We start from the raw sequence: 17,697 nt of genomic DNA on the forward strand, positions 1-17,697 counted from the left end.
AAAAACTTATTGATCCGCAGACTAAACTATTAATGATAGAGATAGATGGGGATAATTTAACTCTGGAGGATGTATATTCAGTTTCAGTCCTGCACGAGCCTGTAGAACTTTCGACGAAAGCTCGGAATAAAGTTGCTGAGATCCATAGAAAATTCCTCGATCTTATATCTTCTGGCCAGACGATATACGGGGTAAATACAGGGTTCGGAGGGTTGTTGAACATTAAAATAAGCAGGGAAGAAGAGATCGAACTTCAACGTAACCTTATAAGAAGCCATTCTGCAGGTGTGGGGAAGTACCTTCCGACCGATGTGGTCAGGTCGATCATGGTAATAAGGGCCAATACGCTAGCGAAGGGTTATTCAGCTGTTTCTACAGAATTGATTGATGCCCTGCTAGCCATGATAAATAAAGACGTAGTGCCAGCAGTGCCAGAGTTCGGATCTGTTGGCGCTAGCGGGGATCTTGCTCCACTTGCACACATAGGGCTGGCAATGATGGGAGAGGGCCAGGCCTTCCTGAACGGGGAACTAATGAGATCGGACATTGCACTTTCAAAGGTTGGCCTGAAACCATACGAGTTTAAAGAGAAAGAGGGCGTAGCACTGATCAACGGGACTTCAATGATGGCAGGCATCATGGCTCTCGTAACCTCAAGAGCATACAGGACAATTGAAAACGCAGTGAGATCCTCACTTCTTTCCTTTGAAGCGCTAAGAGGGACTTCAAAGGCCTTTTCAGATTGGATAGTATCAGCCAGGCCTCACCTTGGGCAGATAGCAATAGCAGAAAAAATGAGAAAATACCTTGCAGGAAGTAAAAATGTAGAAAAATCAGATAAAGAAAAAGTGCAAGACGCTTACACACTCAGGTGCATACCACAGGTATATGGCGCCGTACTTGATACGTTAGAATACGTTTCTAGCGTGTTGGTAACGGAGATCAATTCCGCAACAGACAATCCTCTATTCAATGGCAAGGAAGTTGTATCGGGCGGGAATTTTCATGGTGAACCAATAGCGCTTGCTGCAGATTTCCTTTCAATAGCGTTAACAGACATGGGAAATATGATAGAGAGGAGGATAGCCAGGCTTGTTGATACAAACCTAAGCGGTTTGCCACCATTCTTAGTAAAAAACAGCGGACTTAACTCAGGATACATGATACCACAGTATACTGCCGCCGCACTCTGCAACAGAAATAAAGTACTTTCTTACCCGTCCTCTGCAGATTCTATACCGACATCTGCAAACCAGGAGGATCATGTCAGTATGGGTTCTACTTCAACGTTGAAACTTTTGGAAATTGAGGAAAACCTCGAATATATTGTTGCAATAGAATTTCTGCTTGGCGCCCAAGCACTTGAATTCAGCCAAGACCCAATCTCCCCTGTAACAAAAGCCATATACACAAAGATCAGGGAGTATGTGAAACCACTCGATAAAGATAGGCCTTCTTATCTTGACATAGAAAAAATAAGGGAAATAATGAACAAAAACGAACTTATCAATGCGGCTTAAAACGTCATTATCTCATAATTTTTCTCAGACAATTCCTTTATTATTGGGCCTACCCTTTCAATCTTAATATTTTGGGCCTTTTGCAGATCGTCGATTATATTGAAGTTGTTAGCGACTACCTGGCATGCGAGGGGCTTTTCCCCAAGGCTGTTGAAATCATCCAGCAACTTCATTACGTCTTTGTCGTTCTCGGCCACAAGCCTCTCACTGGGCCCAAAGAGTATAAGTTTTACGTCATCGAAAAGCTTGTTCTTCTTGGCGACATTTGCAAAGGTTAGGGCGGTTAGCACTTTTTCCTTTTCATTTTTTCCGGAGGATATTATAACAGCTAAATTCCTCATATTAGAAATATTATTTCTTACTATTTAATCTAATTGAATGTTTTTAAAACACTACTTTTAAATTTTTCTATTAGTCATTTACCTCGTATTAGTTTTAATACCGTGATATTGATAAATTATTACAAAGCCTCTTCGATAGATATTGAGCCTATATTTTTAACCTTATCAGGATGATATTTTGCAAAGCTGTAACCAAAGATAACCGCGAAGGCAACATAGGCTAAACCTATAAAGACGGCAGCTGTTATTGGATTTCCCTCTGAAATTGAAGTCCGCGCCGAATAATAAACTACTATCAAGCCTATTATTATTGACAATATTGGTAAAACTAAATGCGTTATTGCGTTAAAGTGCAGACCATTTCTTTTAATGTAAACTGGTAGTGATGCGTTAACCAGCATATGAGTGAAGAGCAGCGCAAAGATATTTATAGAGAACAATATGAGAGCGCCTGTAAACGGACCATAAAATATGGACGGGATTATGGCTATCACGATTCCACCAATTTCAAGCAGCATGACGGATATATATGGAGAATGATGGATTGGATGTATTTTCGTAATCGATTTCGGAAGGATACCATCCCTTCCGAGCGAATATACAACCCTAGATACTGACGACATAAGGGAAACATTAGAGCTTAAGTAACTATTTACCGTCAAGATTATTAGTATTATACCTGCAACAATACCACCATACCTTTCGAATATTATAACCCCAGGATCAGGAAGTTGTGTAAACCCAGCCATATTAGAAACCCCATACCCTACGGTAAGTGAATATGCGGGTACTAGCAATGCTGCCAACAATACTAGCATAGATATCCATATAGATCTTCTTATTGTCTTTATAGATCCTTTCGTTTCCTCAGCTAAAGTGATTACTGTTCCCGAACCTGCAAAAAGTGGTATGGAAAATATCATAGCAAAAAATAAAAGAGAGAAATTGCCGTTCAATGGTTTTAGTGTAAAAACCGAAATAGTATTCCCGGAACCGACTTTTATGGCTATTATTATGCCCATTAGTATCAAAAATCCTATTTCAATAGAAGCGCTAATCATCGAGTAGTTCAAAGAGGGCCTAAGCCCACGATAACCAAGGTAGAAGGTAAAGAAAGCTACCAAAGCAACAAACAGTAGCTATATGGAGGGAACCTTCTCCAAGCTTGGAGAAACATAATAAAGAAATGTTGCAAAACCTAGCAGCCCAAACGCAGCTAATGAAAAAAATTGAAACATTACGTACCAAAGCGACGTTATAAAACCTGCTGTTGGACCAAGAGACTTAGACACATACCCATAATAACCCGATGCACTCCCCGTGAACTTTGAAAACTGATAGTTCGCATTTAAGAATAAGAAGTAAATCGCCCATGCAAACAGAACGGCGAGAGGAGTGCTACCATATGCAAAACCCGCCGTTATAATTAAAAGAATAGCAACGTCCGCTGCAGGGGCGACATATGATACTCCTTGAAAAATTGCTTGTGCTAATCCTATTTGATTTGGTTTAAGGTTAGATTCATACATATAGTTATATTGAATTAAATGTATTTAAAAGTAATGATGTATATGATCATAATATATATTCTATAAATGAAAAATAATTTGAAAAAAAATAAATAAAGTAATACGTTCAATATTTATGGAAGAAAAGGCAGGAGAAATTCACGCACCCAGAGGCAATAAACTAAATACAAAGGGATGGGGGCAAGAAGCTGCTTTAAGGCTCCTTATGAACAACCTTGATCCAATGGTTGCAAAAGACCCCGCAAACCTAATAGTATATGGCGGCAAAGGAAAAGCCGCAAGAAACTGGGAGGCCTTTGACAAGATAGTTGAAGAGCTAAAGAAGCTTGAAAACGATGAAACATTGCTTATACAATCCGGGAAACCGGTTGGCGTCTTCAAGACTACTAAAGATTCACCGAGAGTTCTAATCGTAAATGCCCAGATAGTACCCCATTGGGCAACAGATGATGTGTTTTGGGATCTAGAAGCCAGAGGTTTAACAATGTTCGGCCAGATGACTGCAGGCTCGTGGATATATATAGGTACACAAGGAGTTTTACAAGGGACTTACGAAACACTTTCGGCTTTAGCGAGAAAGGAGTTCAAAAAAGACGATCTGTCGGGGAAGTGGGTTTTGACTTCCGGATTAGGTGAAATGGGTGGCGCCCAGCCACTCGCAATAACAATGAACAACGCAACGGGTATCATAGTAGAAGTAGATGAAGAAAAGATAAGGAGAAGGCTCAGGGACAAATACCTAGATACTTGGACTGACAGCCTTGATGAGGCCTTAAGGTTGAAAGACGAGGCCCTAAAATCAGGAAAACCTACATCGATCGGATTGCTGGGCAATGCTGCAACGGTATACGATGAGCTAATGAAGAAGAATATTGTGCCGGACGTAGTTTCCGACCAAACTGCAGCTCACGACTTGAACCTTGGGTATATACCGGAAGGCTACACAGTGCAGAGCGCAGCTGAATTTAGAGAGAAGGATAAAGATGGATACGTAAAGAAAGTATACGCATCTATAGTAAAAGAGGCAGAGGCTATACTTTGGTTCATGCAGCATGGATCTAAGGCTTTTGATTATGGTAACAACTTTCGCACAAGGGCCTTGGAAGGAGGCCTGAAAAATGCTTTTGATATTCCTGGCTACGTTCCGGCATACATAAGGGATCTTTTCGCCATAGGCTCTGGCCCATTCAGGTGGGTAGCGCTATCCGGAGATCCGCAGGACATTTACAAAATCGATGACGCTATAATAAAGAACTTCCAAGACGATCCTCACCTCATCAGATGGATAAAATTGGCGAAGGAGAGAGTACACTTCCAGGGTTTGCCAGCGAGGATCTGTTATGCAAGTTATGGTGAAAGGGAAAAAATAGGGCTAATGATAAACGAAATGGTAAGAAACGGAGAGGTTTCAGCTCCAGTTGCTATAGGCAGGGATCACCACGATACCGGATCAGTAGCATCACCGTACAGGGAAACAGAGAAGATGAAAGACGGCAGCGATGCAATAGCAGACTGGCCAATACTCAATGCTTTGCTAAATGCTATATCAGGTGCAACGTGGGTATCTGTACACCATGGTGGAGGTACAGGTATCGGGAATGCCATACATGCAGGCTTTGTTATAGTTGCAGACGGAACCAAGGATGCAGAGGAGAGGATAAAGAGAGTACTCAATGCAGACCCTGGTATTGGCGTAATAAGGCATGCTGATGCAGGATACGAATCCTCCATAGAGATAATAAAGAAAGGGCCAAAGTTCAGGTATCCATACCTATGAAGATAACTAATATAGGGGCTATCGTAACACCAGTCGGAAACAGCTATCATTCTGGCGATAAACAGTCTGAACTTGATTTTATAGAAAATGCAACGATATATATAGAAAACGGTAAAATCGCAAAGATAACAAGGGAACATTCATCGGACGCCGGGGATTTAGATGCAGAAGGAAGCATTGTTATTCCCGGTCTCGTTGATTCACACACCCATATAATTTTTGGTGGAAATCGCAGCCAAGAATTTTACCAGAGGGCGTCCGGATACACATACTCTGAAATATTGCGATCTGGAAATGGTATTTACAAGACAGTTAGAGACACTGCGAATTCATCCGCCGATGAAATTTTCACTCAGTCTATGAAACGCATAGCTGATGCAGTTTCGCATGGGACGACCACGATAGAACTTAAGACTGGTTACGGCCTCTACGAAAAAGAAGAGCGAAAGTTACTTGATGTAGCGAGGAAAATTTCAAACTCTGGCCTTGTAAGTACTGTTTTGACTTATTTGATGCACGTACTTCCTGAGGGAGAAAGCGAAGAAGCGTACGAAAAATATTCAGAGAAAATTCTTTCCTCATTTAGAAACTATATATCCTTCGCAGATGTATTTTGTGATGAAGGGGCTTTTTCTCCAAATGCAGCAAAAGCGTTCTTGAAGTTTGCAGACAACCTCGGCCTAGGCCTTAAAATACACGCAAATGAGATCAATAACATAGGATGCGTAAAGGCATGCTCAGGACTAAATGTAAAGTCATTTGACCATATGATACACGCTAATGCCGAAGACGTCGAAACAATAAGATCAATCGGATCCGCCATAACTCTTTTGCCACTGACAGTATTCGCTTTGGATGAATCATACCCAGACGCAAGGGTCTTCATAGACAGTGGTGTACCGGTAATCATAGCATCAGATATTTCGCCGCTCAACTACAATGCAAATCTAATCTTTGCAATGCACCTAGCTGTAAAATACTCATCAATGAAGCCTGAAGAAGCCCTAACTGCAACTACTATAAACGCAGCCTCCTCACTTGGTTTGGGCGAGAAGAAAGGCACCGTAGAGGAAGGAAAGGATGCCGACATCGTTATAATTGATGTTGACGATTATACTGAAATACCCTACGAATATGGAATAAATACGGTTAAAAAGGTCTTTCATAATGGATCGCTCGTATTCGATAGAACAAAACAATTTAAGTTGTAAGAATTTTATTCAGTGGAACTGATCTACCCGCGCATATCATAAAAAATTATCGAAAAAATAAAAAGTATTATTATTTGGCTGATACTACGTAAATTATTTTCGATATTTATGGTTGCAATTATTAATCTTTATATTTGCCTGCACGCTACAATGGAAGAGTATCCAACGACCTCATCATAATCATTAGTAACATCCCCTGAATTGGAATGGTTAAGAAGAGATATCTTGGCTCCAATTTTTTTAGCTATTATCATTAATATAGCTATAGCACCATAGCCGCACGCTGTTACGTTTTCTCTCTCAATCGTATCATAGAATCCATCAATATCAAGATCTACTATACGCGATATAAGATCCATGTCCTTCCTTTCAACTATATCTGATCTTTCATAGTGCGTAAAATCTGAACTAGCTATTAGTATATACGGCTTGCTTAGGCGCATTAATGCACTCGCTATGTCATTTGCAACGACTTTTTCCTGATCACCTAGTATGACAGGCACGAATGTAAACGAGTTTCCAAACATATACTGCAAAAAGGGTATTTGGACTTCAATAGAGTGCTCTACAGAGTGTGATTCTTCGTCTTTAACTATGTACTGGGAATTCTTGTAAAGTTCTGATGCAAGTTCCTCATTGATTATCGCATTGCCTAAAGGCGTCTCCCAAGAACCAGAGGGGAATATGGAAGCATATGGAGTCATAGGGCGGTGGTTTGGCCCTATTATGATGAAGTCTCTTATGCTGGAATTTCTGAGAGCATTATATGAATACATAGCCGTTCTGCCAGAGTATACTATACCGGCATGGGGAACTACAACACCGATTGGTTGGCAACTCACTTCTGACTGCTGCACATGGAATGATGATATCAACGAAAGCAATTCGTTTCTATTACTTGGATAAAAATAACCCGCCACAGCTGGTTTCCTTATCATCTCTGTTCGACCTTCCCGTTAGGTTCAATTTCCCCAAATACAATGGCTTGAAATTTGCTTATTTTTACCTTCTTGTATTTCCAGCACCCTTGCCATAATCCGGCCTTTTCACAAAGCGCCTCGAGGAATTCCTCTGCTGACATCCTATACTCTGTTGCAACCTGGGGGAGAAGCAGGCCGCTTGCCCCATTGTAGACAGCAATTATGCCATCCTTCCCAACTGTTATAGCTTTCGGCCTTTCCTCTGGGTTAACAGTCACTTCCTGAGGTACCGTAAGTATGGATAATTCGAAAGTTACTCTGTTTAATTCATCCGGCTCCATAGGATCGAAGCGTGGGTCATCAGTAGCAGCATAAATGCTGCTCTTGATTATCCCTTCACCTAGTTCGTAGTATGGCTCTGGAAAACCTATGCACCCTCTTAGTTGGTTGTCTGGATACGTGTTTATAGTTGTAAAAACACCGTGTTTTTCATGAAATATAGGGTCATCTGGCACTTCAGGTAGTTTCTCATTATTTAATTTAGCGGCAGCAGCCCGCCTTGCAAGCATAACGGCTTTTGCGCCAATATCCAAATTAACATTGATTTGTTCGGAATCCATATATGGATCATGGCTATTGCTGTTATAAAGATGATCTGTTTCATTTCCCGTTAAATTGAATAGTGAATGTGGATAAATTTGCTACCTGATATTTAATGATATCATAATTAATGCTTACTAACCTATATGCTTTTTTGAATGCCTTCGAACATCATTCCGATGATCGCGCACAAAGATACTATTTTAAATTATAGCAATCTACGATACATATAAATCTGAATGCCACATTAATATGGCTATGACCACGGAATTCGCAAATGAAATCACAGACGTGGCCAAGGCCATATATGAATATGCTGAACTCGGAAGCTCAGAGTACAAGTCGTCATCTTATCTGGTCGAAGCTTTCAAGAGGCATGGTTTCCAAGTAGATTTCCCCTACCTTGGAATGAAGACAGCTTTCAAGGCAAGATATTTTAATGGGAAGCCAATGGTTGGTTTGCTAGCAGAATATGATGCGCTTCCCAACGGCCACTCATGCGGTCACGATCTCATTGCTGCATGGGCGTTTGGTACTGCGATCAGATTGAAAGACGAATTTGGTATTTCAGTAACTGTATTCGGAACGCCGTCAGAGGAAGGAATAGGCGAATATGCAGGCAGCAAGGCGAAATTTGCCCAAAGCGGCGCCTTCTCTGATGTTGATTACGTTATAGGTATGCACCCGGATGACAGATGGGCCGTAGGATCAACATCACTGGCAGATCTGACCATAGAAGCCCAATTTATTGGAAAATCTTCTCATCTACTCAGCCCTGATTATGGAATAAATGCACTTGATCCACTTGTAGAAAGCTACGTGGCATTAAGCAATTTTCGTAGAAGCGTACCTAACTCCAAATATCCGGTAATAGGGATGATAGTCAAAGAGGGCGGTAGAGCCTCAAATGTGATTCCTGACAAAGCCTCTATGGAAATAGATATACGGGCCAAGAAAAAGGCTGATCTTGCAGGCTTCGTTGATCAGATAGAGAGGATACTCAAGATGGAGGGTGAAATGCACTATTGCAAGCTAAACATAAACGAAGTTACTCCCATATACGACGAATACAAGAGCAACAGAGTTATAGACAGCTTGCTAGAAGAAGAGTGCCAGAAGCACGCAGTTAATCCTTTCAACGTCGACAGAAGCGGTGAAGAGCCCATGGGAAGCACAGATGAGGCAAACGTGAGCCAAGTGATTCCGACAGGGCATCTTGACGTGAAGATAGTTGATCCAGGGATACCGGCCCATACAGATGAGTTTAGAATTGCAGCCGACCCCTCAAGATCTGGTAAAACATTATTAAAAGCTATAGATATTACTGTGGAAACAATAAAAACGATATGGCAGGATAAAAAATTTATGAACAAAATTAAAGAGGAATTCAAGAAGTGATGGCATGACTGAGAGAATAAAGCCACCAAGGCTTAAGGAAGGCGATGAGATACGCGTGATAGCTCCAGCAAGCGCGCCCGATATGAAGAACTTGTCGAGGTCTATAGCCAGGCTCAGGAAAGCAGGCTATAAGGTGACTTTAGGGCATAATATAAAAAGGCTAGTCCAGATGAATCAACTCTCCGCCCCTGATGTGAACAGGAGAGATGAACTCATGAGCGCCTTTATGGACGACAACGTAAAGGCTATTTTCTGCGCAAGGGGTGGATATGGTTCCATACACATACTTCCTTTAATCGACTACGATGTTATAAGGGACCATCCTAAGATATTTGTTGGGTACAGCGATATAACTGCTCTGCACCTCGCTATCAATTACAAGTCTTCTCTAATAACCTTCCATGGCCCAATGCCTGCAGCCGATCCGGATGAGTTCAGCAAAACGAACTTTAAGGATTTTATAGAGATACTGAAGGGAGAAACAACGCATATCAATTCTAATTCTGAGAGGATCGTAAGGTATATAATACAAGGGAAAGTAGACGGCATAAGCGAGGGGACAAATCTTTCAGTGTTTGCATCACTTATAGGTACCGGCTATCTGCCCAATTCTGAGGGGAAGATACTATTTGCAGAAGATACAGGAGTAACTGCAGGCGATATAGACAGGTATCTCTTTACAATGAAGCTTGCAGGCATACTCGATAAATTTTCAGGCTTTGCATTTGGAGAGTTTAAGAGCTATGTTGATCCAGAGGATCCAATGCCATTTGTCGAGGACATAGTTGAGCTTTATATGAATTCGCTAAAGAGAGTATCTTTATACGGGCTTCCATTTGGGCACGGAGAAGACCAGATGCTGATACCACTAAATGCTAAGGTTCGAATATCACATGAAGAGCCTTACGTAGAACTATTAGAAGAGGTCGTTGATTAGAAAATTACCGAATAGCTTACTGCTCTTTCTCTCTCGAAAGCTTAGGTTTAGGTATTATTACGACAAGGATAATTATGCCTATCACAAGCAAGGCAAGCCCCCATTCGAATTCTACACGGTTTATGCTAGCTATTACCTTGCTTATTACCTCTCCAAAAAGATAACCACCAATGATTATAAAAACTACCGATATTATACCAGCTATAAATTTAGCCGTCCATTTGAAAGCCAATCACTACACCTATTCAAATATAATGAAGAAATAGATAAATATTTATGCCGATATCTCCTCAAGCGTAAGCTTTGAAGATTTTGGACCAAAGAGTGCCAGAATGCCTGCTATAAGCCCTGTGATGGCTATGAACTTAAATCCAAAAGAGAATGAATAAGCCGAAACTATAACTGGAAGTAAGAGTGCACCTAATGCACCACCTACATGCCCGATTCCATCTGTTAACGCAAATCCTGAACTTCTTGCTCTGGTAGGATAATTCTCAGCAGTGTATGTATAAGCGACCTGAAGGTACATACCGAGTGCCATAGAAGCAAGGAAAGATCCAATGAATATGGTTGTTCCTATCTTAATTGAGAATAGGAATAGGCCAATGAACCAGACCACAGTATCGGCAAAGATAACGTACTTCCTTTCGAAGTGATCAGCAGTAAATATCATTATGAGTGCACCCACAGGGTATCCTATGGCACCAACTGCCAAGTATAATATTGAGGAAGATATTGAAAATCCTGCAGCTGAGAGCAAAGCAGCAGAATCACCAAGGAAACCGTAGTTGCCTATGTACCAGAAGAACCAAACAAATACGAGGAGCGCAAGTCTTGAGCTATATGGTCTTCTGATGAGATAAAGTGTAGGAAACTTCTGCTCTTCTATAACTACCTGCTCTGGTTTCGGTTATGGCAGTGATTTAACTTTCTTTAAGGCAGTGTGCTCCATAATCTGTATTATTTTCTCGGCTTTCTCTATGTTGTGAGCCTTGGAAGCTAACCATCGTGGTGATTCAGGAAGCTCAAACCGGAGGAATAATGCTATAAGGGCTATTACTGCACCTATTCCAAAAAGGTATCTCCAGCCATTGTAATATACTGGAACGAGATGAAGCCCTATAAAGGGAGTTATTGCCTGGCCAAGAATGCCTATGAGGAAGGTATAAACAGTTATGCGGCCTCTCACTGCTGGCGGTGCAAACTCGCTTATATAACTTGATACCAGGTTCAGATCAGCTCCCAACCCCAGACCTGTTATAAACCTAAATATAGTTAATTCAGGAACGTTTATAGATATAGCATCTCCGAACGACCCGAGGGCCGTAAGCCCCATTGTTAAAATCATAGAGCGATACCTTCCGTATACATCTGCCAGGCTTCCGATCAAATATGAACCAATGGAATAACCTATTAGTCCTACAGATAGGGCAATAAAAAGACTGAGCGATGTGCCTATATGGAACTGGGAAGCTATGGCTGGCATAGCTAATCCGATATCAGATATATCGTAGAAAGTGAAGAAATAGCCTATACCTATTATAGCAAGGAAAGTGTATGGAAGTGACCATACTGGTATTCGGTTTTCTCTAGCTATAATATTTTTAATTTGTTCTTCTGAAACCATAAATGAATATCTGCTTATCTCTACATAAATTTTTGTTTATTCATATTTTATGATTTTTTAAGATATAGCCTAAACTATCGAACAGTGTGCCTAAATAGTCTGCGTAAGAATATAGCTAACGGAAACAGTATTATTACGAAGGATAATACTGAGATTACCGCGAACGGAATTTTGAAGTTCCCAAAATAGGTGAAGAGATATCCTATGGCTAATGGAGATATTATGCCTCCGACCTGGCTACTGAAATTCAGTATACCGCTTGATGTGCCAAGGTTTTCCTCTCTGCCGACTTCAGAAGCGAGGCCCATTGAAGGTCCAGCGTAAAGCCCGTAGAGGAACCCAGTAGCAAAGGATAGAGGTGGGACATAATTCCGGTTAACAATACCTATTAACATTAGGACGACGCTGAAAACTATTATGGGCACAATGGCCATAAGAGCCTTCGCATGCCACATTTTTCTTGATATCATTCCACCTAGAGGCGATCCTGCTATACCTCCAATAGCAGGTATCCAGGCATAAGCATACGCCTTGGAGAGAGGTGCTATGCCATCATAAACAAGAAAAGTCGTAAATAGAGACAGGAAACCTAGATACATAAAACCAGCTGAGAAACGTATTAGCGAAACATATAAGATGCCACGTGGTATTATTTCATTATTTTTCTTAGATAAACCAGGCTCATTTTGAAATAAGAAATCTAATGTAAGCGATATTAACAGAAGAAGGGATACGGCAATATATGAATAATAAAACGATATGTCAAGCAGCTCAAGAACAATATATTCACCTACAGAAGAACCCATAAAAAACCCTATCTGGAAAATGCCTATAAAGAGGGATCTATTTGATTGATCGGCAGATCTTTGTACTAGAGATATACCAGAAACATAGACTATAGAAGATAAAGATCCAAGAAGTAGCTGCAACAAAAATATAAGGAGATATTCATGCATGGCTATAGGCATTAAAAAAAAGGCTATTGTTAAACCGAGAAACGAAGCCTTTGAGGTCTTGGCGGTCCCAAACCTGTCCGAAATTATTCCAGCCGGAATTTGAAAAGCAGTGTAACCGATCCAGTACGCTGTTATGAGGAGAGATGCCTGGTATACGGATATTTTAAGCGCAGAAATTATGAATGGGAGTATCGCAGGTATAAAAAATCTCACAGTAGAATTAATGAAAAATGAAAATGTGGAGGTCCACACGTTCCTTTGAGAGTAATTACGGATGGGGAAAAAGTGAAAGGGCATTAATCATGATACACATATCATAATAATTTATACTTTTGTTGAAAACGCAAGCAGGAACGTAATGTGAATTCGTAACGATTGAATAAAAGTTCACTTGCCAATAATCACATCTGTTAAATAATTAATTTCAATGAAGTGTTAATGGCGCTCCGCAAGGAAGATCTAATACTTATACCACTTGTCGCAGGAGTCATGATGGGAGCCATAGACAGTACCATAGTCGTATTGGCCCTTCCTACGATATCTGATGATCTCAAGGCACCTTTGTCTTTATCAATATGGATAATACTTGCTTATCTCCTTGTTGCAGCTGTTTCTACAACACAGTTTGGCCGTCTCGGTGATATGATCTCAAGAAAAACAATTTTCAACTCAGGCATGGCTATTTTCACTCTAGGATCTTTCCTATGCGGGGTCTCTTCAAATATAGATTTCCTCATAGCCTTTAGGTTTGTGCAGGCGGCCGGTGGTTCCATGATGCAGGCTAACTCCGGCTCGATAATAGCAGACAATTTTCCTCCTAACCTGAGGGGGCGTGCCTATGGGTATACATCGGTTGGATGGAACTCAGGAGCTACCTTGGGCATAGTGCTAGGGGGTATAATAACTACCCTTATCGGCTGGCGGTATATTTTCTATATAAATGTTCCAGTAGGCATAATTTCGCTCTACTTTGCTATAAAGTATATCATCCCCGGCTCCAAGAAGAACGTCAAACTTGATGTTCCAGGAGTCGTAACCCTTACAGCTGCTCTATCATCTATTGCCTATGCTGCCACAGATTTCACTTCCCATGGCCTCGAAACAACTAACGAGACCCTGCTATCCATAGGTTTTCTTCTTCTAGTCGTATTTATTTTCCTGGAAAGAACAAATAAAAATGCGCTTTTGCCATTTCACCTTTTCCAGAACAGGGTTTTCAACTTTTCCATTGCTGCCTCATTCTTACAGAGTTTAGGGTACCTTGCCGTTACATTTATCGTGATAATGTATCTGCAGGGTCTAAGGGGTCTAACCCCGCTCGATAGCTCCCTCCTGCTTGTGCCAGGTTATGTTCTGGGCGGTTTCACAGGCCCTATATTCGGAAAGCTTTCCGACCGAATAGGTGCCAGGACACCTGCAACTCTTGGTATGTTCTTAATGATGATTGCAGTCTTGCTTTATATGACTTTCAACCTAAAGACACCTGTATACTATGTAATACCTGTATCGATAATATCAGGCCTTGGATCCTCAATGTTCTTTCCTGCCAACAACAGCGCTGTTATGGCCAGTTCACCTGCTGGTTCCTATGGGGCCGCTTCTGGACTCCTAAGGACAATGGCCAACATTGGTATGCTTGGATCGTTTGTATTAGCGATAACAGTTTCCACTATTGCAATACCGAGGTACGTAGCCTTTGAGGTATTCGCTGGAGTCGGCAGGCTTGTAGGCGGCTTGTCTGCTTCATTTCTAACAGGGATACATACAGCTCTAGAGGTTTCCTTTGCAATCATCGCAGTTGGTATGTTATTCTCCTTTGTGAGGGGGAAAGAAAACAGATCCACTTCTACACCACCTAGGGCAACTGAGACTACAAAATGATAAGTTCTAAATACAGTTTAAACCTGACTTCAACGTGGCTGAGGACATTATTGAAGTTGAACATTTCAAGCAAACTTACGATGGAAAGAAATTCGTTGTGGACGACGTATCATTCCACGTAAAGAGGGGAGAGATATACGGGCTCCTTGGAAAAAACGGTGCAGGAAAAACAACCACAATAAGGACTCTCACCACGATCATGCCAGTACACTACGGAAAAGTAAAGGTTCTTGGTTTAGACGTCTCAACGCACCCCGAGAAGATAAGGCAAAGGATCGGCGTAGTTTTGCAGAGCGAATCCTTTGATTTTACTACCGTTGAAAAGAACCTAAAGATCTACGGTATGCTATGGGATGTCCCAGGTGAAGTGCTTAAGGCCAGGATAGAAGAGGTTATGGAAGTATTCGACCTGTCAAGATTACGCAAGATTAGGGCCTTAGAACTTTCCGGAGGGCAAAAGAAGCGGCTGCAAGTGGCTAGAGAATTCCTGCACGATATGGATTTACTTTTCCTTGATGAACCCACAGTCGGTTTAGATCCAATAATGAGAAGAACAGTACTTAATTACATAAAAGAGAAAGCAAAGGCAGGTCTTACTGTCCTTTACACAACACAAATAATGGAGGAGGCTGATTACCTGTGCGACAGGATCGCTATAATGAACAATGGTAAAATAGTAGCTGAGGGCACAAGCGATTTCCTCAAATCTAAGTACGGAGACCTTAAAACGATAAAGATACACATATCAGGAAATGTCAACAGAGAGGATTTAAAGATGATGTTCCCTGAATTTGTTCAAATAGAAGGGGACGAAGTTAGGTTGATATCAAAAAACGTTGAGGATGTACTTCCAGACATGATACTCTATTTTAAAAGATCCGGGATTCACATAGAGCGCATAAATGTAGAAGAAACTAGCCTTGATGATGTTTTCCTGAGGGTGGTATCATGATCCCTCCATCTATCCGCCTGACACTGCGAAATTTGATCGTGAATACCGATCCAGGTACACTTCTCTTCCTTCTCGGCCTGCCTTCCTTTTACTTGATAGTGTTAGGACTTATGTTCCAATCCATAATACCAAATGTTCCTTTTGCTGGAAAGGATATAAGCTATGCACAGTTCCTATCGCCAGGTGTTGTTGCGATGCAGCCGTTCATCGCCGGATCTATCGGCGGGAGCATGCTTTGGTCAGATCGGCGGTGGGGTATGTTTGAGCAATTAATAGTGGGCCCATTTCACCGCATTGACTATCTTCTTGGCATAATATACGTATCAATAATATTCTCCGTCGGTGGTGCTTTCCTCATGTTCCTCGTATCTTACGCCATAACTGGTTTCCTCGTGAGTTATGATATAAACCTACTGATGATAGCGGTAGTCCTTATTGTTTCCTCGATTCTCTTTACATCTATATTCCTCGTCCTGTCTGTGTTTATAAGAACAATACAAACCTATAACACAGTCACTATGTTTGTTTTCTTCATACTTGATTTTGCGAGTTCAGCATTCTATCCAATAAATTCTAGAACTCCGTTAGGGCTAAGGATTGTCTCATACATGAACCCACTTACGTACATCGTAGATGCAGTTCGAAACATGATGTTCTACAAGATTGGAATGCAAGACTATATATCGCTTCTCATAGTCGTAGTACTTTCAGGCTTTTTCTTTTTAATAGCGCTTGTTTCGTACGGCAGGGCAAGGGTATAGGCATGGTAACATTCATCGATAGGTATGAAGCTGGAAAGCAGCTAGCAAAGAAAATAACAAATTTATCAGGTAAATGTACAGTAACCGGAATAGCTAGAGGTGGAATCGCCGTTGCATATCAGGTATCGGCTTCCATCGGCTTACCTCTAACTACCATTATCGTAAAAAAGATTGGCCATCCGGCCGATGAAGAATTTGCAATAGGGGCAGTTGCCGAAGGGCCTGAACCATACGTGTACAAAGGTGAATATGCTCTATCAGTCGAACCCGCGATATTCGAGGCATTTGCAGCTGAGAAAAAGAAGGAGGTAAATTCTGTAAGGAGGATACTGGGGCAGGAAAATAGCGTATTCTATAAGAACTGGGACTGCGTGATACTTGTAGATGATGGTGTCGCCACAGGATCAAGCATGATAGGTGCTATAAGAAGCCTGAAACTTAACGTATCTAAAAATATAATAGCTGCTGCCCCTGTATTTTCTGAAGAGGCTTACGTCGCTGTAAGATCAGAAGGCGTTTCAATTGCATATGTCATTATACCTTTCGACTTTGAGGCGGTCAGCGAATTTTACCGGGATTTTTCCGAGATAACTTACGCTGACGTACTTGAAATTATTCGTAAAGCTTATGCAAACAATGGAAAATAACGAAAGATATTTGTATGTACTTCCCATAATCGTCTAATCTAGCCTCCTGTGTTGGGGACATGGGGTAATGGCATCCTGACGGGCTCCAGTCAGGAAGTGATTAGAAACAGGGTCATCTGATTTAATGATGAGTGACTGGAACTATGATCCAGGAAGAGACCCGTAGATCTGGGTTCAACTCCCAGTGTCCCCATATTTTCTTTATCCTCTTTATTCTGAAAGTATACTTTAAATAAGGCTTACATTTGTTATAACGATAAATTTGCTTTCAATAAAGCGAGTTTATGAAAACCGGACGTATGATGACGGATATAGAGTACTTGTTGAAAGGCTTTGGCCACGGGGCATTACAAAAGAAAGAGCTGCACTGGATGCATGGTACAAAGATATCGCGCCAAGCGATTCTTTGAGGAAATGGTTTTCGCATGATGAAAGGAAATGGGATGAATTTAAGGAAAGGTACATGGATGAACTCTGTGGAAACAAGGCGCTAGAGAAGCTTGTTGAAATTGCTTCGCAAACCAACGTTACACTTATAATATCCAGCCGTTCTACCTATAACAACGCCGAAGTGCTCAAATACATTATAGAAAACTATGACGAGTTCAAAAGGAGATGTGAAGGAAAAATGTAATGTATT

The 17,697-nt window shown here is 41.2% G+C and carries 17 protein-coding genes, 1 tRNA gene and 1 pseudogene; 11 read left to right on the forward strand and 8 right to left on the reverse strand.

Annotated elements, in window-relative coordinates; translation table 11 throughout:
* Positions 1 to 32 precede the first annotated feature (32 nt).
* The gene (hutH, locus tag TVG_RS07230) at positions 33 to 1,520 is read left to right on the forward strand and encodes a histidine ammonia-lyase (RefSeq protein WP_010917611.1); all 1,488 of its coding nucleotides are present in this window, start codon (positions 33 to 35) and stop codon (positions 1,518 to 1,520) included.
* On the opposite strand, the gene TVG_RS07235 is transcribed toward hutH, so the two are convergent.
* Both TVG_RS07235 and TVG_RS07240 read right to left on the reverse strand, forming a co-directional pair.
* Positions 1,517 to 1,861: a hypothetical protein gene (locus TVG_RS07235; protein ID WP_010917612.1), complete on the reverse strand. Its 345-nt coding sequence runs from the start codon at positions 1,859 to 1,861 to the stop codon at positions 1,517 to 1,519. The genes hutH and TVG_RS07235 overlap by 4 nt on opposite strands.
* A 119-nt stretch (positions 1,862 to 1,980) precedes the next feature.
* Positions 1,981 to 3,390 (reverse strand): annotated as a pseudogene (locus tag TVG_RS07240) (APC family permease).
* Between the two features lie 115 nt (positions 3,391 to 3,505).
* On the opposite strand from TVG_RS07240, the gene hutU reads away from it, so the two are divergent.
* Together hutU and hutI are read left to right on the forward strand one after the other, a co-directional pair.
* Positions 3,506 to 5,167, forward strand: coding sequence for a urocanate hydratase (hutU, locus tag TVG_RS07245; RefSeq protein WP_010917614.1), 1,662 nt, complete (start codon positions 3,506 to 3,508; stop codon positions 5,165 to 5,167).
* A complete protein-coding gene (gene hutI, locus TVG_RS07250) occupies positions 5,164 to 6,378 on the forward strand; it encodes an imidazolonepropionase (protein WP_010917615.1) in 1,215 nt (404 codons plus the stop codon). Before hutU ends, hutI begins: the two co-directional genes overlap by 4 nt.
* A gap of 128 nt (positions 6,379 to 6,506) precedes the next feature.
* Here the strand turns inward: hutI and TVG_RS07255 are convergent, their stop codons facing one another.
* On the reverse strand, positions 6,507 to 7,316 hold the full coding sequence (locus TVG_RS07255) for an MEMO1 family protein (RefSeq protein WP_010917616.1): 810 nt from the start codon (positions 7,314 to 7,316) through the stop codon (positions 6,507 to 6,509).
* The gene (locus tag TVG_RS07260) at positions 7,313 to 7,918 is read right to left on the reverse strand and encodes a TIGR00296 family protein (RefSeq protein ID WP_010917617.1); all 606 of its coding nucleotides are present in this window, start codon (positions 7,916 to 7,918) and stop codon (positions 7,313 to 7,315) included. Before TVG_RS07260 ends, TVG_RS07255 begins: the two co-directional genes overlap by 4 nt.
* A 238-nt stretch (positions 7,919 to 8,156) precedes the next feature.
* On the opposite strand from TVG_RS07260, the gene TVG_RS07265 reads away from it, so the two are divergent.
* The gene (locus TVG_RS07265) at positions 8,157 to 9,296 is read left to right on the forward strand and encodes an amidohydrolase (protein WP_156769125.1); all 1,140 of its coding nucleotides are present in this window, start codon (positions 8,157 to 8,159) and stop codon (positions 9,294 to 9,296) included.
* Positions 9,297 to 9,300: 4 nt separating this feature from the next.
* Positions 9,301 to 10,233 (forward strand): S66 peptidase family protein, encoded by a 933-nt coding sequence (locus TVG_RS07270; protein WP_010917619.1) that lies wholly within the window; start codon positions 9,301 to 9,303, stop codon positions 10,231 to 10,233.
* A gap of 16 nt (positions 10,234 to 10,249) precedes the next feature.
* Here the strand turns inward: TVG_RS07270 and TVG_RS07275 are convergent, their stop codons facing one another.
* The 4 genes from TVG_RS07275 to TVG_RS07285 form a co-directional block, all read right to left on the reverse strand.
* A complete protein-coding gene (locus TVG_RS07275) occupies positions 10,250 to 10,465 on the reverse strand; it encodes a hypothetical protein (protein WP_010917620.1) in 216 nt (71 codons plus the stop codon).
* A 42-nt stretch (positions 10,466 to 10,507) separates the two neighbouring features.
* Positions 10,508 to 10,993, reverse strand: coding sequence for an MFS transporter (locus TVG_RS08860; protein WP_010917621.1), 486 nt, complete (start codon positions 10,991 to 10,993; stop codon positions 10,508 to 10,510).
* A 150-nt stretch (positions 10,994 to 11,143) separates the two neighbouring features.
* Positions 11,144 to 11,860: an MFS transporter gene (locus TVG_RS08865; protein WP_010917622.1), complete on the reverse strand. Its 717-nt coding sequence runs from the start codon at positions 11,858 to 11,860 to the stop codon at positions 11,144 to 11,146.
* A 74-nt stretch (positions 11,861 to 11,934) separates the two neighbouring features.
* Positions 11,935 to 13,113: an MFS transporter gene (locus TVG_RS07285; protein WP_010917623.1), complete on the reverse strand. Its 1,179-nt coding sequence runs from the start codon at positions 13,111 to 13,113 to the stop codon at positions 11,935 to 11,937.
* A 141-nt stretch (positions 13,114 to 13,254) separates the two neighbouring features.
* On the opposite strand from TVG_RS07285, the gene TVG_RS07290 reads away from it, so the two are divergent.
* From TVG_RS07290 to TVG_RS07315, 6 genes are all read left to right on the forward strand, one after another.
* Positions 13,255 to 14,697, forward strand: coding sequence for an MFS transporter (locus TVG_RS07290; protein ID WP_010917624.1), 1,443 nt, complete (start codon positions 13,255 to 13,257; stop codon positions 14,695 to 14,697).
* A 34-nt stretch (positions 14,698 to 14,731) separates the two neighbouring features.
* Positions 14,732 to 15,649, forward strand: coding sequence for an ABC transporter ATP-binding protein (locus TVG_RS07295; protein WP_010917625.1), 918 nt, complete (start codon positions 14,732 to 14,734; stop codon positions 15,647 to 15,649).
* On the forward strand, positions 15,646 to 16,410 hold the full coding sequence (locus TVG_RS07300; protein WP_010917626.1) for an ABC transporter permease: 765 nt from the start codon (positions 15,646 to 15,648) through the stop codon (positions 16,408 to 16,410). Before TVG_RS07295 ends, TVG_RS07300 begins: the two co-directional genes overlap by 4 nt.
* Before the next feature lie 2 nt (positions 16,411 to 16,412).
* Positions 16,413 to 17,057 (forward strand): phosphoribosyltransferase, encoded by a 645-nt coding sequence (locus TVG_RS07305; protein WP_010917627.1) that lies wholly within the window; start codon positions 16,413 to 16,415, stop codon positions 17,055 to 17,057.
* A 53-nt stretch (positions 17,058 to 17,110) separates the two neighbouring features.
* Positions 17,111 to 17,250 (forward strand) — tRNA-Trp (locus TVG_RS07310).
* A gap of 69 nt (positions 17,251 to 17,319) precedes the next feature.
* Positions 17,320 to 17,691 carry a DUF488 domain-containing protein gene (locus TVG_RS07315; protein WP_010917628.1) on the forward strand — a complete coding sequence of 124 codons (372 nt, stop codon included), beginning with the start codon at positions 17,320 to 17,322 and terminating at the stop codon, positions 17,689 to 17,691.
* Positions 17,692 to 17,697 lie beyond the last annotated feature (6 nt).

Origin of the sequence: Thermoplasma volcanium GSS1 (assembly GCF_000011185.1) — an archaeon.
Classification (GTDB): Archaea; Thermoplasmatota; Thermoplasmata; order Thermoplasmatales; family Thermoplasmataceae; genus Thermoplasma; species Thermoplasma volcanium.

Excerpts from the sequence above, each read along its gene's own strand:
- TVG_RS07300 (WP_010917626.1), top strand. The coding sequence starts at position 15,646 with ATGATCCCTCCATCTATCCGCCTGACACTGCGAAATTTGATCGTGAAT.
- TVG_RS07260 (WP_010917617.1), bottom strand. The coding sequence starts at position 7,918 with ATGGATTCCGAACAAATCAATGTTAATTTGGATATTGGCGCAAAAGCC.
- TVG_RS07305 (WP_010917627.1), top strand. The coding sequence starts at position 16,413 with ATGGTAACATTCATCGATAGGTATGAAGCTGGAAAGCAGCTAGCAAAG.
- TVG_RS07235 (WP_010917612.1), bottom strand. The coding sequence starts at position 1,861 with ATGAGGAATTTAGCTGTTATAATATCCTCCGGAAAAAATGAAAAGGAA.
- TVG_RS07290 (WP_010917624.1), top strand. The coding sequence starts at position 13,255 with ATGGCGCTCCGCAAGGAAGATCTAATACTTATACCACTTGTCGCAGGA.
- TVG_RS07255 (WP_010917616.1), bottom strand. The coding sequence starts at position 7,316 with ATGATAAGGAAACCAGCTGTGGCGGGTTATTTTTATCCAAGTAATAGA.
- hutH (WP_010917611.1), top strand. The coding sequence starts at position 33 with ATGATAGAGATAGATGGGGATAATTTAACTCTGGAGGATGTATATTCA.
- TVG_RS08865 (WP_010917622.1), bottom strand. The coding sequence starts at position 11,860 with ATGGTTTCAGAAGAACAAATTAAAAATATTATAGCTAGAGAAAACCGA.
- hutI (WP_010917615.1), top strand. The coding sequence starts at position 5,164 with ATGAAGATAACTAATATAGGGGCTATCGTAACACCAGTCGGAAACAGC.
- TVG_RS07285 (WP_010917623.1), bottom strand. The coding sequence starts at position 13,113 with ATGCCCTTTCACTTTTTCCCCATCCGTAATTACTCTCAAAGGAACGTG.
- TVG_RS07270 (WP_010917619.1), top strand. The coding sequence starts at position 9,301 with ATGACTGAGAGAATAAAGCCACCAAGGCTTAAGGAAGGCGATGAGATA.
- TVG_RS07265 (WP_156769125.1), top strand. The coding sequence starts at position 8,157 with ATGACCACGGAATTCGCAAATGAAATCACAGACGTGGCCAAGGCCATA.
- hutU (WP_010917614.1), top strand. The coding sequence starts at position 3,506 with ATGGAAGAAAAGGCAGGAGAAATTCACGCACCCAGAGGCAATAAACTA.